We start from the raw sequence: 13,451 nt of genomic DNA, 5'->3' as shown, positions 1-13,451 counted from the left end.
AGGCCCTTGCCCTTGATGATCTTTCAGAAACTTCAGACTGCCTTCAGCGGAAGTGAGAGCGTAAAAACAGTTCCCTTCCCGGCGGGACATTCAACAGAGAGTGTCCCGGCATGTTTGTTGACAATAATGTCGTAGGAGATACTCAACCCAAGCCCGGTACCTTTACCAGGCTCTTTTGTCGTGAAGAACGGATCAAAAATACGGTTCTGAACTTCTTGCGGGATGCCCGGCCCATCATCAGCAACTGAACAGTATACATCAGTAGTATCACACCAGGTATGAATAGTGATTTTGCCAGGTACGCTGCGCTTTGCTGATGCTATGGCATGAGCACTGTTGACAATAAGATTGAGAAAGACCTGATTGATCTGCTCGGGATTACAGGGGACGAGTGGCAACTCCTCAAGGAGGGTTTCAATTTCAGCGCAGTTGCGGTATTCATTGCGTGCAATAGTGAGTGCATCACGGACTCCGTGGTTAATGTCAAACAGAACCCTCTCGTCGATAGCATGGCTAAACGAAAAGTTCCTCATGCTCGCAATTATCGCAGTGATTCTCTCAAAACCCCGCTGTGACTCAGTAAATATCTCCGTAATATCGCCAAAAAGGGTATCAATATACAGTTCGGCCTCCATCTGATGCATCCGCTGCAGCTCAACTGCGCTGCATTCTCCCGCCTCAAAGCTTCTGATGACACTGCGGTACTCTTTGAGCATCTCCTGAAAGTCGGAAACGGACTCCTTGAGTGTTGTAAAATTGATCTTGACAAAATTGATCGGATTATTCAGCTCATGAGCAATTCCGGCAGCAAGCATGCCTATTGAAGCAAGTTTTTCATGCAGAATCATCTGCTGATGAGTTGTTTCAAGTTTTTTGGTTCTCTCCTCAATGCGCTCCTCAAGCGTCTGGTTCAATTGCTGCAGTTTTTCCTCGGTCTGTTTGCGCGCGGTAATGTCGAGCACAATACCCCAAACACCGACTGGCTTGCCATTACGAATAATCTTTGCGGTATAGACAAGTATAGGAAAGGTCGTACCATCTTTTTTCAGTCCAGTATATTCATGGTCGGCAAAAGGAATATCTTTCATCCGACGCTCCATATTAAGCATCACCCGTCCACGCTCTTCAGGGACAAAGAGAGACATACTGTGGACTCCTTTTTGAAAATCCTCCTGGGTGTATCCGAAGGTCTCAAAGCCCTCACGGTTGGTGTAGGTAATCCAGCCCTGAAGGTCAACTTCAAAAATAGTCTGAGGCAAAAGATCAGCAAGCTCCTGAAAGCGACGTTCGCTTTCAGAAAAAGCCTCCAGCTCCTTTTTCCGCAGGGAAACATCCTGCTTGATGCTCACATAATGGGAAATAGCCCAGGTGGGATCAATAATCGGGACGATAACAGAGTTCTCCCAGTATAACTCACCATTTTTTTTCTTGTTATGAAATTCTCCCTGCCAGTTCCTGCCACTGGTGATGGTATCCCAAAGCTCCTTGTAAAAGCTATCTGACTGCTCCCCTGATTTTAATATGCTTGGCTTTTTGCCAATTACATCGGCCATGGAGTAACCCGTTGTTCTACAGAATGCATTATTGACATATTCAAAATTCCCCTCTCTGTCGGTAATGGCAATCGCTATCGGACTATTGGTGATAACCACGGAGAAAAGACTCGCCTCCTGACGACGCTGCGATTCAGTAATCGCTTTTTTAATCGTCATATCAAGCCTGATCCGATTGATCGGTTTTAGTAAATAATCAAACGCCCCGGCAGTAAAAGAGTCCGTTTCATCGCTCTCTGACTTGACCAATGTGGTCATGATCACCGGAAGATCAGGAAAATGATCATGAACATACGCAAGAATTTCCCTCCCATTTTTGCCTGGTATGTCAATGTCAAGAAACAAAACATCAATTTTGAGGCTTTTCAGGAACTCCATACAGCTCTCCCCGTTATCTGCCGTTACAGCATCATAACCCTGCTGCCTGATGAAGCGTGCTGTTGAGGTAGATAAAAGCGGACTACTCTCAACGACAAGGAGTGTTGCTTTCTTTCTGGACGGAAACATGATTGTGAGGGACGTTATGTGATTATCGCAAAACACCTGAACAGCGTCATCAGGTTCACAGAAGGATGGAGAAAACCCCTCATCGCACAAAGAGCATCTCTGCCCTTCAGATAATATGAAATATTCTTTCGTATTGATGATGGTTGTTGTTTTTTTTTACATAAAGCAGCAAGAAAAACCTGCTTTATGGCAAAGCCTCTTTTCAGGCAAACCTCCACTGAAAAACGGTCATGCAAGATGGTAAAGCTTTTTTTTATATTCCGTCACAGGGTCTGCTGGCGCCATTCTTTACATCAATTGCTTTTGAAGACAAGTCCAGTCAGCGCTTTTGAAAAACAGTTTTTTACATGAACAAACAACTTTTACTGGGCGCTGAAGCCATTGCTCTCGGCGCTCTTGATGCCGGAATATCAGGCGTCTATGCCTACCCCGGAACCCCTTCGACCGAAATCACCGAATACATCCAGAAAAAAAAGGATGACCGGGAGGAAACCGTCCGCTCGGCTTGGTCTGCCAATGAAAAAACCGCCTATGAAGCCGCACTCGGCATGTCGTACGGCGGAAAACGGAGTCTGGTCTGCATGAAGCATGTCGGGCTGAACGTGGCGGCTGATGCCTTCATCAACTCGGCCATTACCGGTGTCAACGGTGGACTGGTGGTTGCTGTAGCAGACGACCCCTCCATGCACTCATCGCAAAACGAGCAGGACAGCCGGGTGTACGGCAAATTTGCTATGGTACCGCTCCTTGAACCCGCCTCACAGCAGGAGCTCTATAATGCCACACGCTATGCCTTCGACCTTTCGGAATCGGTCAAACTGCCCGTGCTGCTCCGGCTCACTACAAGGCTTGCGCATTCTCGCGCAGGAGTGGAAGCCACGGCAACTCGTGCGCAAAACCCGCTCAACGCCCTTTATGCCCCTGAACGCTTTGTATTGATGCCACAGAATGCCCGCCGTCAGTACAACAACCTCCTCGGCATCCAGGATCGGCTTGAAGAGCTGTCCGAGAACTCATCACTGAATCGCCTCCTTCCCGGCAGGGGGAGCATAGGCGTTCTTGCTTTCGGCATTGCCTTCAACTATGTGATGGAGGTGCGACAGGCATACAGCCTCGACTTTCCCATACTCAAAATCGGCCACTACCCTCTGCCGAGGAAACAGATCGAAGCGCTCTTCAACACCTGCGAGACCATCCTTGTCGCTGAAGAGGGCTACCCGGTCTATGAAGAGCTGCTGCGAGGATATTTTGGCCATCAGAACGGCAAGCAGATCAGGGGACGCCTCGACGGCACACTCCCCCGTGCAGGAGAACTCAATGCCGACAGCATCGCTCATGCGCTCGGCATGGCAAAAAAAGAGGTACTGGCCATACCGTCCATCATGGTCAACCGACCGCCCGAACTCTGCAAAGGGTGCGGACACCGCGACCTTTACGAAGCGCTCAACACCGTCATGAGCTCATGCAAGGAGCAACATGTCTTTTCCGACATCGGCTGCTACACTCTCGGCGCTCTTGCGCCATATAACGCCATTCACACCTGCGTCGATATGGGCGCATCCATTACCATGGCTAAAGGCGCAGCAGACGCCGGACTCCGACCTGCAGTGGCCGTCATAGGCGACTCAACCTTCACCCATTCCGGCATGACCGGCCTGCTCGATGCCGTCAACGACCGCACTCCCCTGACCATTATCATCGCCGATAACGATACCACAGCCATGACCGGTGGCCAGGACTCCTCGGCCAACGGATCAAGATTATTATCAATATGCATTGGGCTCGGCGTTGAAGAGGCGCATCTGCGAACCATCATCCCACTGAAATCGCATCTTGCAGAGAACATTGCCATACTCCAGGAGGAGATCAACTGGAATGGAGTATCGGTGGTGATTGCACAGCGCGAATGTATTGAAACTGCTGCAAGGAAAAAGCGAAACAAGCCAATCAACCCTTAACGAGACCATGCAGACCAACATCATTCTTGCCGGAGTCGGCGGACAGGGAATACTCACCATCGCGGCAGTGATCGACCAAGCCGCACTGCAGAGCGGCCTCACCATCCGTCAGGCAGAGGTGCACGGCATGAGCCAGCGGGGAGGAGCGGTGCAGTCGCACCTCCGTATTGCTGACCGGGAGATATACTCCGACCTTATTGCAGAAGGCACGGCCAACCTGATCCTCTCGGTAGAACCGCTCGAAGCGCTGCGCTATCTGCCCTTTCTCGCTACAAATGGCAGGGTCGTCACCTCAACAGAGCCCTTCATCAATATGGAGGGCTATCCGGCAATGGAGGAAATTATGAGGGAACTCTACCGCACAAACCAGCCCATACTGATCAACGCCCCGGAACTTGCCCGCAAGGCTGGCAGCCCAAGAACGTCGAACATGATCATGCTCGGAGCCGCCGCCCCCTTTACCGGCATCGATCAGGAAAAACTTGAAGAGGCCATCGGTCGCCTTTTTCAGGCAAAAGGGGAAGAAATTGTTGCCATGAACATCCGGGCATTCAGAAAAGGAGTGGAATTATCTCAACCTCAAGCGACTGTGTCATGATCTGGAACGAGCATTACGAGTGTATGGAGCGCGAAGAGCTCCGCAAACTGCAGGGAGCAAGGGTAAGCGCTATGGTAGAACGGGTCTACAACACCGTTCCCTTCTACCGTAAAAAACTTCAGGATGCGGGGATGGAGCCCGGCGACATCACCACCATCGATGATCTGAAAAAGCTCCCCTTCACCACCAAACAGGATCTGCGCGACAACTACCCCTTCGGCCTCTTTACGTTACCGCAGGCCGATATTGTCCGTCTCCACGCCTCAAGCGGCACAACAGGAAAGTCTACCGTCGTCGGCTACACCCACAACGATATCCAGATGTGGAGCGAAGTGGTTGCCCGTTCGCTCACCATGGCAGGAGTGGGTAAAACCGACATCATCCAGGTTGCCTACGGCTATGGGCTCTTTACCGGCGGGCTTGGCCTGCACTACGGCGCTGAAAAAGTGGGAGCCTCCGTCATACCCATCTCCGGTGGCAATACAAAAAAACAGCTTCAGCTCATGGAGGACTTCGGCTCCACCGTGATTGCCTGCACCCCCTCATACGCCGCCTACCTTGGCGAAGCTCTTGTTGAAGAGAAGATCGACCGGCGCAACCTCAAGCTTAAGGCCGGCGTTTTCGGCGCAGAACCCTGGACGGAGGAGATGCGTACGCAGATTGAGCAATTACTCGGCATCAAGGCATACGACATTTACGGCCTCAGCGAAATCATCGGGCCTGGCGTCTCGATGGAGTGCCATTGCCAGAAAGGGATGCATATCTTTGAAGATCACTTTATTCCGGAAATCATCAACCCCGAAACCGGCGTTGTGCTGCCCTACGGAGAGCTGGGCGAACTGGTCTTTACGCCGGCCACCAAGGAGGCAATGCCACTGATCCGCTACCGCACGCGCGATTTGACCCGCCTCCATGCCGACAAATGCGAATGCGGTCGAACACTGGTACGAATGGAAAAATGCGTAGGCCGTTCAGACGACATGCTCATTATACGCGGCGTCAATGTCTTCCCCTCGCAGGTAGAATCAGTACTGCTTGAAATGAGCGAAACCAAACCGCACTACCTGCTGGTTGTCGATCGAGAAAACAACCTCGACATTCTTGAAATCCAGGTCGAGATTGAAGAACAGTTCTTCTCGGATGAAATAAAGGAACTTGAAGGGCTCCGCCAACGCATCAAGGCCAATATTGCAAGCGTCCTTGGCATCAGCGCAACCATAAGACTGGTTGAACCCGGCACCATCGAGCGCAGCATGGGCAAGGCACAGCGGGTTGTGGACAAACGAAAACTCAAATAGAAGAGCTCAGCCGGTCAGGTTGCACGGGCCGATGAGTCAACCGGCTGCATCGCAACAACAACCTGACCATGCTCATCGGTTTTCATAATGGGGTATGCACTTGTCGTGATGAAGTCCTCCTTGTTGACACGAACTTCACCGCTCAGGGAGAGGTGTGCCCAGAGCGTTATCGCAGCTTTTGGCGAAATCTGCTCCGGCAGCTCAACTGTTCCGATAATGAACGCTCTGTTCGCAAGCTGATCTGCATGGTACAGCGTTACCGCAAGGGTGACGGATGGCGCATCGATCAGTGACGTATCACGGATTTCTATACGGAGAGAAGCCGCTGAAGGAAGAATCAGAGGCTCAGGAAACGAGATACGGTATGAAACAATCATGCTCTTTCCTCATAATGGTGAAGTGATTGACCTCAGGACATCGGCGATCTCTTATTGGTTCTCCCTGACAACCCAACAGTGCCTGTTTGACTGGAAAGGATCCTTATAACTGAAATTTGCAGCCTTGCAACCACCCCGGCAATCAGCGAGCCAACGGCAATCATGACAGTATCCCTTGATATCACCAATCTCAATACTGCGAAAATAGTTAAGAAAGCGGGAATTTCTCCAGACCTCCATGAATGAACGGTTTCTCACTGAGTGAGTGACCACTCCTTCAAAATAATGGCACGGAAGAACAGCACCTGACGGAGTAACGGTACAATAGTGAGTAGCTCCACCACATTCACTTGCTCTTGACCGATCAAGTGATGCGCCTGAAGGAGCTGAAAAAGTGAGCTCAAATTCAACCGGAAGAATGGTAAACGACCAGAGATCCCGTTGTGCGACAAGCTCTTCCGATACTTTTTTTACCTGCAGCGGATCAAGCTCAAGATCACGGTTCTGTTGTCCCCGACCGGAAGGGATAAAGGGAATCAGGCGGAAATAAGGAATTCCGGAACGTTCCACCAATTTCAGCAACTCCGGTATATCATCGACATTATTTTTTGTCAAAACGGTTCCGACGGTAAGGTTAACACCCTCGGAAAGCGTATTGCGAATTCCTTCCATGACATCAGCAAACGCCTCTTTACGCCCGCGAACCGCTCCGTAAATCTCCGCAGTCGATCCGTCCAGACTGATCTGCACATCAAAACCGAGAGCTTTGCATCTTCGAGCCACATCCCTCGTCATCAAGGTACCGTTTGTTGCCATACTGATCGTGAGATTTCTCTGTTTTGCGGCTGCGGCCAGTTCGAATAAATCTTCTCTGAGCAGTGGCTCTCCCCCACTGAAAGTGATCTCCTGTACTCCGATGGCCGCCCATTCATCAATCAACTCCAGACAGCGCCGAGTTGAAAGATCATGAGTCACACTCTCTCCTGCGGAAACAACACAGTGCAGGCACTGAAGATTACAGCGAGAGGTAACCTCCCAGAATATCGTTTGGGGCGGAGGTGCGTTGAACCAGCGCATGGGTTTTTCTTTGATCCATACCAGCCCTTTGGCTGCGAGATTATTGATAAGTTTTTCAGATTTTACATGCATCAGGGCATGATCCAGATCATAACGAGCCTGCAGTTTTCCAACAATATCCTGGAGAGAGCGACTGCCGTTACACAACCTGAGGATTGCTGCTGCATCGCGATTGACCTTGCATTCCCCGTATGGCGAAGAGAGCATGAACTGACCATCTTCCTGCTGGCAGAGAGAAAACGGGAAATAGGGATAACTCATATATGTATTATGAATAACGGCAGCACCAGCCAAAGCTGATGCTGCCGTAGTTGTTAACCGTGACTTATCAATTTACTCTGAACATTCCGGATCAAAATTTCCGGAACTCCCGACTGATTCATCAGTCATGGAATTATCGCAACAATCTCCCGGATCCGGGTACTCGGAAGCTGTCCAGTCACTGTTTTCATCAGCATAGGGATCTGTTCCTGAATAATTCGTCTGGACTGTCGGCGGTTGATAGCCATTAAAATTAATGTTGATGACAATCTGGGGGATCTGGTTCATACCACCCTGCCCGGTACCGGTTGATGGATCAAGGGAATAACCTTTTCGGCGTATCTCTTCCCCCGGAAAAGGTTTAACCAAAGGAGCCGCCCCGCAGTAGATTTTCGGAGCCGGAGGACATTTAAGGAGCGGTGATGGCAGACATACAATTTTTGGTGCCGGAGCACAATTGGGGCCAGCAGCACACTGCAGCGGGGATGGCGGACACAATTTTGGCGCCGCAGGACATTGTATAAGGGGTGCTGGAGAGCATACCTTCGGTGCCGCAGGACATTGGATAATTGGCGACGAAGGACATATTTTCGGTGCCGCAGGACAAACAACTAACGGACAAAGAGTGTTTGCCGCTGCTATGTCACCAGGGCTGAGCCCTGTTCTCTGGCCAATCGACGCTGACGGATCAGTGGGGGTAATCGTATCGGAACCATCTATTGAAAAGGCATCGCGAGAGTAGTGCATGATTGAGCCATACTCGTAGGCGCCAACATCATCGCCATCGGCTATCTGCTGATTGAAATTGTGCTCATATCCCGGCATGATTTTGTCCCAGTGAATCGTGACAAAGGCATTCCGGTCTTCACGGCTGTGTTCATGCCAAAAGCCGATCGTATGACCAATTTCATGGATTGCATTACCTTTTGAGCAACCTGATGCAAGAGAGATAAATTGCTGTCCACCCTGCCGACCAACATAGGAGCTGCACCCCGAGCCAGACCTGAAGGTTACCCAGTCTGGATAACTTGCCGCATTTGCTGCAGTTCGCAGTACAAATCGAAAGCGGGTATTCGCCTCCCAGTGAGCGATGGCATCAGTGACACGCGCCTGATTTGGAAGAGCCGGATCAATGGTATAGGGCACTTTGCAATTGGGCCACCGGTACTGATTACCGGTAATAATAATTCCTCGTGCAATAACCCCCTGCATCTCCTGTTTACGAATTTCAGTATCACGATCGACATCGGCAACTTTTCCGAGAACAATATCGCCTTCGAACATGGCCATGCCATCAACTTCGGTATACTGAAGCGATTTATAACTGAACGTATTACCATTAATAATCGCCGTACGAACCCTGCCGGAAGGGCACAACTCACCGTACTCCTTTGGATTTCCATCTTTTTTTGCTGCCATTTTTTTCTCCTTTTTTATAATGTTAAATGACGATTAACATGAGAACTATGCTTTATAAAAAAAGTCTGTATCCGGATTGCAGAGTAAAGGCGCCTGTGCGGCCACCCTATTACCAAAACCGTCAGAGAGTGCAGGGATAATTAAGAGTGATCGGCAAAATCGTTAAACAAAGCCCAAAGCCACACCGCTATGAAAAGAGAGGGAAGTATACACGCATTATACAATATATTCCACATCAATAAAAGAGGAAACCAGCTCGAACAGCGCAAAACGAGCTTCGATCAACAGCAAACTTGTGAAAAAGGGTTTATGCCCGGCTTTTTTTATTTCCGAGTGCAGGCTTTTTTGTATGTTCCTGCATTCTCTTTTGTTTCAGGTTTTTAACTTGTTTTGACGAGTTCTTGTCATGATGAGGTAAACAGGTGGTAGAAGCTTTCATCCTGTAATTTTTGTGGCACAGATGCCATAACTTATTATAAAAAAGGGTACTGCTATGATTATCAAGCAATTGTCGGTGTTTCTCGAAAACAGGACTGGGCGGCTCACCGAACTGACCGGTATTCTTGCCGAAAACGATATCAATATTTCGGCATTCAGCATTGCCGATTCGTCCGACTACGGCATTCTGCGCATGATTGTCGGACGTCCCGAGGCGGCGGCTGAGGTGCTGCGCAAAGCGGGATTTGCTGTCAAAGTGACCGAGGTTGTCGGGATGATTATTCCCCACAAACCAGGCGGCCTGCACAAGGCGCTGCAGATCATTTCGGATAACAACGTCGCGATTGATTACATGTACGCCTTCGCTTCCGGGAATTGCAAGGCAACGGTCATCATCAGGGCGGAATCACTGGAAAAAATTATCGCTGTCCTGCAGGAGCATAAAATGGAACTGCTGCAGGAAGGGGATGTCTATCAGGTTTAAAGGGAGAAAATGCCAAGGTTTTCAAAAGCTGTATCATCGCTTCGTTCTTCGGAAATCAGGGATCTCATGACCCTTGCGTCGAGGCCCGACATCATCTCTTTTGCGGGGGGAATGCCCGGCAATGAGCTTTTTCCCGTGGAAGCAGTTGAAGAGCTTTTCCGTGGGCTCGACCTGAAAAAGAAGCAGGCGGCATTTCAGTATGGCCCGACACCCGGTCTTCCCTCACTTCTTGAGTCACTCGGCGGCTTCCTTGAAAAAAAGGGGTTACCGGTTAAAGAGAACCGGCTGCTTATCACCACCGGCTCCCAGCAGGGGCTCAACCTGCTGGCCAAAGCCTTTATTGATCCGGGGGAGCCTGTGCTTGTCGAAAATCCCTGCTTTATCGGGGCGCTTTCGGCATTCCGAGCCAGTGAGGCGGAGCTGAGAGGGGTCGCGGTTGATCGCGACGGTATTTCAATGGAGGCGCTGCAGCAGGAACTCGACCGGAAAGAGAGGGCAAAATTTCTCTATATCACCCCCTATTTCCATAATCCGGCAGGGCTGCTCTACACTGCTGAACGCAAGGCGCAGCTCATCAATGCGCTTCAAGGCCAGCATATTCCGCTCATTGAAGATGATGCATACGGTGACCTCTATTTTTATGAAGAGGATCGCCCGCGCCTAAAGCCGATCAAGGCAATCAATCCGGCAGGGATCAACGTCTGCTATACCGGCTCTTTCTCGAAAATTCTCGGCCCCGGTTTACGGCTTGGCTGGATGCTCGCGCCCGATGAAATTTATCAGAAATGCGAGCTTATCAAGCAGTCTGCCGATGCCTGCTCACCAAGCTTCACCCAGGTTCTGGCCGATGCTTTCATACGTTCAGGTCAAATCTACACCTATATTGCGGGAGTACGGCAGGAGTACAAGAGAAGGGCGGAGGCCATGGTGGCCGCTCTCAGGGAGCATATGCCTGATTATGTGCAGTGGAACGAACCTCGTGGAGGCTTCTACATCTGGCTCACGCTGCCGGATGAGGCTGATGCAACCCGAATCATGATGGAAGCCGTCGAAGGTGGCGCGGTCTTTGTGGCCGGAAAAACATTTGATCCTGAAGGGAAGCGCAACAACTCCCTGCGCCTCTCCTACTGCAACAACAGCCCGGAGCAGATCGCCGAGGGCATTCCGATTGTGGCGGCAGCCATCCGGAAGTTCTGTGGATAAACGATTCTCGGATAAAGCTGCAACACTCCCCGCAGCCTACTGGTATCGTTTACGGATAGCGAGCTTGTCAATACGGGAGTAGAGCGTTTTCGGATGCATGGCAAGCTTTTCTGCAGCGCCACCCTCACCGCTCACCCGGCCGTTTGAGTGGTCGAGAGCATCCAGAATCAACTCCCGCTCCATCATGGCTACATCCGATTCAAAATCGCGCATGGTTTTCTGTCGCAGAGAGTGCTGCGCATCCTGAACGGAGGGCAACGATGAGAGGAGTGCTGAAAAATCCAGCGACGCCCCTTCAGAAACAATAACCGCCTGCTCGATCAGGTGGGCAAGCTCGCGGATATTGCCCTTCCATTCCCGAGCGACCAGACGCTGCATATCGCTCTCCCTGAAGGTGCGAAGCGGCCTGGCGAACTCCCTTGAAAATTTGGCGGCAAAATGGGCGGCAAGCATGGCAATATCCTCCCGGCGTTCAGAGAGTGACGGAATAAAAAGGGGAAAGACGTTGAGCCGAAAAAAGAGATCTTCACGGAAGCGCCCTTCGGCAACCTCACGCGCGAGATCACGGTTGGTGGCCGCAATAACACGCACATCAACCTTGATCACCTGCCGTCCGCCAAGCCGCTCAAGCTCACGCTCCTGAAGCACGCGAAGCAGCTTTGCCTGCAGCTCCAGAGGGAGTTCACCAATTTCATCCAGAAAAATCGTCCCCCCCTCGGCCAGCTCAAACTTGCCGATCCGGCGTTCTGTGGCGCCGGTAAAACTCCCTTTTTCGTGACCGAAAAGCTCCGATTCGATGAGCGGCCCAGGCAAAGTCGCACAGTTAACCTTGATTAACGCACGCTTGCTGCGGGCTGAAAGATTGTGCAGGGCTCGGGCAAAAAGCTCCTTGCCGGTGCCGGTTTCACCCTGAATCAGCACTGTGGCATCGGTAGGAGCAACCTGGCTCACCCGGCGCAATACCGCAGAAAGGGAGGCGCTGTTACCGATGATCTCCTCAAAGTTATGCGCTGCCTTGATCTCCTCAATGAGGCAGGTGCGCTCGCCCTCCAGCTTGCGGCGCAGCTCATCAATCTCCTCAAAGGCGAGATAGTTCTGCAAGGCCAAAGAGAGCTGGGGCACGATCAGGTTGACGGTTGCCTGGTCATGCTCTTCGAACGAGCGGGAGGTGTCGGAGATAATCAGTCCGGCACGACTTCCCGGTGTATCCCAGAGCGGAACCGTAAGCAGGGAGCAGATACCGTATTTTTCTTTGACGAGAGCGAGAATCCGGTACTGCCGGGAAAGCCGGAGAAACGCATCACCACAAAAACAGCCTGAATTGGAAATCAGGGAAAAACTTTCCTTTGCTATCGCCTCAATATCATCAACATCAAGTACCTCAATCGCAGAGACCGGCACAAAACCCCCGCTCTGATCACGCATGAAATTATCAAAGATGCGGTAGTTTCCATCTTCGCCCATGACGCGAATGCCAAGGAAAGTGCAGGGCACAAGCTTGTCGATCTGCTCGCAAACGGCCAACAGCATCCGGTTTCTATCCTTGATGGTCAGCAGAACATTGTTGACGGCAAGTTGCATAGCGGTTTGCGCTTCACGCTGCCGGAGCTCCTCATAGGCAAGGGCGTTGCTGACCGCAACGGCGATCGGTGATGAAAGTGTGGCAAGCAGCTCTTTTTCACTCTCTGACCATCTTTTTTCATCCTTTGAAACAAAACAGAGAAAGCCGATACCCTTTCCCCCGGTACGCAGTGGCGAAAGCACCACCTGCCGCATGCCGAGGTCAAAGAGGATCTGCGGAAGCGGCATATCCGCAGGATAGAGCTCCAGAGCTTCCTCGATACCGATAACTGAAACGGAGAGATCACCAAGATGCGGCTCAATCCAGGAGCCTGCAATCAGCCTCTTGTTACGATCAATGGTTTCAGGAAGCTGAAAGCGGAGCATTTCAAAAAAGAGATTACTGTACCGGCACTCTTTGTCAAAGGTGAGAATGGCGGCGGAATCAAACTCGAAGACAAGGCGAAGCTTGTCGATGACCGTTCGAAAAAGATCCTGGGGATCACGGATGGAGCCGACGGCATCGCTGATGTACTGCATCAGCATGCTGGCCTCATGGACGGATGAGTTGCTCATGGCACAACAAAAAGGAAATTGATATTCCTGAAATTTAAGAAAACATGATACAGAATATTCTGATTATTTAAGAATTTCGTAAGAAGTGGGAGGAAAACGACACCCGCCAAAGCACCAAACCCACTGATTATCACCTCATCTG

General features: G+C 50.9%; 10 protein-coding genes. 5 read left to right on the top strand and 5 right to left on the bottom strand.

Going from position 1 to position 13,451, the window contains the following annotated elements; genetic code table 11:
- Positions 1 to 32: 32 nt before the first annotated feature.
- Entirely contained in the window at positions 33 to 2,060 is a 2,028-nt protein-coding gene (locus tag AC56AD_RS00350; protein WP_498983901.1) for a PAS domain-containing sensor histidine kinase, read from the bottom strand.
- A 347-nt stretch (positions 2,061 to 2,407) separates the two neighbouring features.
- On the opposite strand from AC56AD_RS00350, the gene AC56AD_RS00345 reads away from it, so the two are divergent.
- Genes AC56AD_RS00345 through AC56AD_RS00335 form a run of 3 tightly spaced genes read left to right on the top strand, consistent with a single transcriptional unit; the run spans position 2,408 to position 5,914 of the window.
- Positions 2,408 to 4,018, top strand: coding sequence for a thiamine pyrophosphate-dependent enzyme (locus AC56AD_RS00345; protein ID WP_012506929.1), 1,611 nt, complete (start codon positions 2,408 to 2,410; stop codon positions 4,016 to 4,018).
- A gap of 7 nt (positions 4,019 to 4,025) precedes the next feature.
- Positions 4,026 to 4,616, top strand: a complete 591-nt coding sequence (locus AC56AD_RS00340) for an indolepyruvate oxidoreductase subunit beta (protein ID WP_012506928.1) — start codon at positions 4,026 to 4,028, stop codon at positions 4,614 to 4,616.
- Positions 4,613 to 5,914, top strand: a complete 1,302-nt coding sequence (locus AC56AD_RS00335; RefSeq protein ID WP_012506927.1) for a phenylacetate--CoA ligase family protein — start codon at positions 4,613 to 4,615, stop codon at positions 5,912 to 5,914. The genes AC56AD_RS00340 and AC56AD_RS00335 overlap by 4 nt, the downstream gene beginning before the upstream one ends.
- A gap of 14 nt (positions 5,915 to 5,928) precedes the next feature.
- Here AC56AD_RS00335 and AC56AD_RS00330 read toward each other — a convergent pair whose 3' ends face one another.
- The 3 genes from AC56AD_RS00330 to legP all read right to left on the bottom strand — a co-directional run bounded on the left by AC56AD_RS00330 (position 5,929) and on the right by legP (position 9,048).
- Positions 5,929 to 6,291, bottom strand: coding sequence for a YbaY family lipoprotein (locus AC56AD_RS00330; protein WP_012506926.1), 363 nt, complete (start codon positions 6,289 to 6,291; stop codon positions 5,929 to 5,931).
- 51 nt (positions 6,292 to 6,342) lie between these two features.
- The gene (locus AC56AD_RS00325) at positions 6,343 to 7,629 is read right to left on the bottom strand and encodes a radical SAM/SPASM domain-containing protein (RefSeq protein WP_012506925.1); all 1,287 of its coding nucleotides are present in this window, start codon (positions 7,627 to 7,629) and stop codon (positions 6,343 to 6,345) included.
- A 72-nt stretch (positions 7,630 to 7,701) separates the two neighbouring features.
- The gene (gene legP, locus AC56AD_RS00320) at positions 7,702 to 9,048 is read right to left on the bottom strand and encodes a Dot/Icm T4SS effector Zinc-dependent metalloprotease LegP (RefSeq protein WP_012506924.1); all 1,347 of its coding nucleotides are present in this window, start codon (positions 9,046 to 9,048) and stop codon (positions 7,702 to 7,704) included.
- A gap of 493 nt (positions 9,049 to 9,541) precedes the next feature.
- On the opposite strand from legP, the gene AC56AD_RS00315 reads away from it, so the two are divergent.
- Positions 9,542 to 9,970, top strand: coding sequence for an ACT domain-containing protein (locus AC56AD_RS00315; protein ID WP_012506923.1), 429 nt, complete (start codon positions 9,542 to 9,544; stop codon positions 9,968 to 9,970).
- Positions 9,971 to 9,979: 9 nt separating this feature from the next.
- Entirely contained in the window at positions 9,980 to 11,173 is a 1,194-nt protein-coding gene (locus AC56AD_RS00310; protein ID WP_012506922.1) for an aminotransferase-like domain-containing protein, read from the top strand.
- A gap of 36 nt (positions 11,174 to 11,209) precedes the next feature.
- Here AC56AD_RS00310 and AC56AD_RS00305 read toward each other — a convergent pair whose 3' ends face one another.
- A complete protein-coding gene (locus AC56AD_RS00305; RefSeq protein ID WP_012506921.1) occupies positions 11,210 to 13,309 on the bottom strand; it encodes a sigma-54-dependent Fis family transcriptional regulator in 2,100 nt (699 codons plus the stop codon).
- Between the last annotated feature and the right edge of the window lie 142 nt (positions 13,310 to 13,451).

The organism is Pelodictyon clathratiforme (assembly GCF_982375515.1).
Note: the sequence above shows the minus strand (reverse complement) of the source record. Positions and strands in the feature narration are given on the sequence as shown.

Coding starts and splice junctions, on each gene's coding strand:
- AC56AD_RS00310 (WP_012506922.1), top strand. CDS start 9,980: ATGCCAAGGTTTTCAAAAGCTGTATCATCGCTTCGTTCTTCGGAAATC.
- AC56AD_RS00315 (WP_012506923.1), top strand. CDS start 9,542: ATGATTATCAAGCAATTGTCGGTGTTTCTCGAAAACAGGACTGGGCGG.
- AC56AD_RS00305 (WP_012506921.1), bottom strand. CDS start 13,309: ATGAGCAACTCATCCGTCCATGAGGCCAGCATGCTGATGCAGTACATC.
- AC56AD_RS00350 (WP_498983901.1), bottom strand. CDS start 2,060: ATGTTTCCGTCCAGAAAGAAAGCAACACTCCTTGTCGTTGAGAGTAGT.
- AC56AD_RS00345 (WP_012506929.1), top strand. CDS start 2,408: ATGAACAAACAACTTTTACTGGGCGCTGAAGCCATTGCTCTCGGCGCT.
- AC56AD_RS00325 (WP_012506925.1), bottom strand. CDS start 7,629: ATGAGTTATCCCTATTTCCCGTTTTCTCTCTGCCAGCAGGAAGATGGT.
- AC56AD_RS00340 (WP_012506928.1), top strand. CDS start 4,026: ATGCAGACCAACATCATTCTTGCCGGAGTCGGCGGACAGGGAATACTC.
- legP (WP_012506924.1), bottom strand. CDS start 9,048: ATGGCAGCAAAAAAAGATGGAAATCCAAAGGAGTACGGTGAGTTGTGC.
- AC56AD_RS00335 (WP_012506927.1), top strand. CDS start 4,613: ATGATCTGGAACGAGCATTACGAGTGTATGGAGCGCGAAGAGCTCCGC.
- AC56AD_RS00330 (WP_012506926.1), bottom strand. CDS start 6,291: ATGATTGTTTCATACCGTATCTCGTTTCCTGAGCCTCTGATTCTTCCT.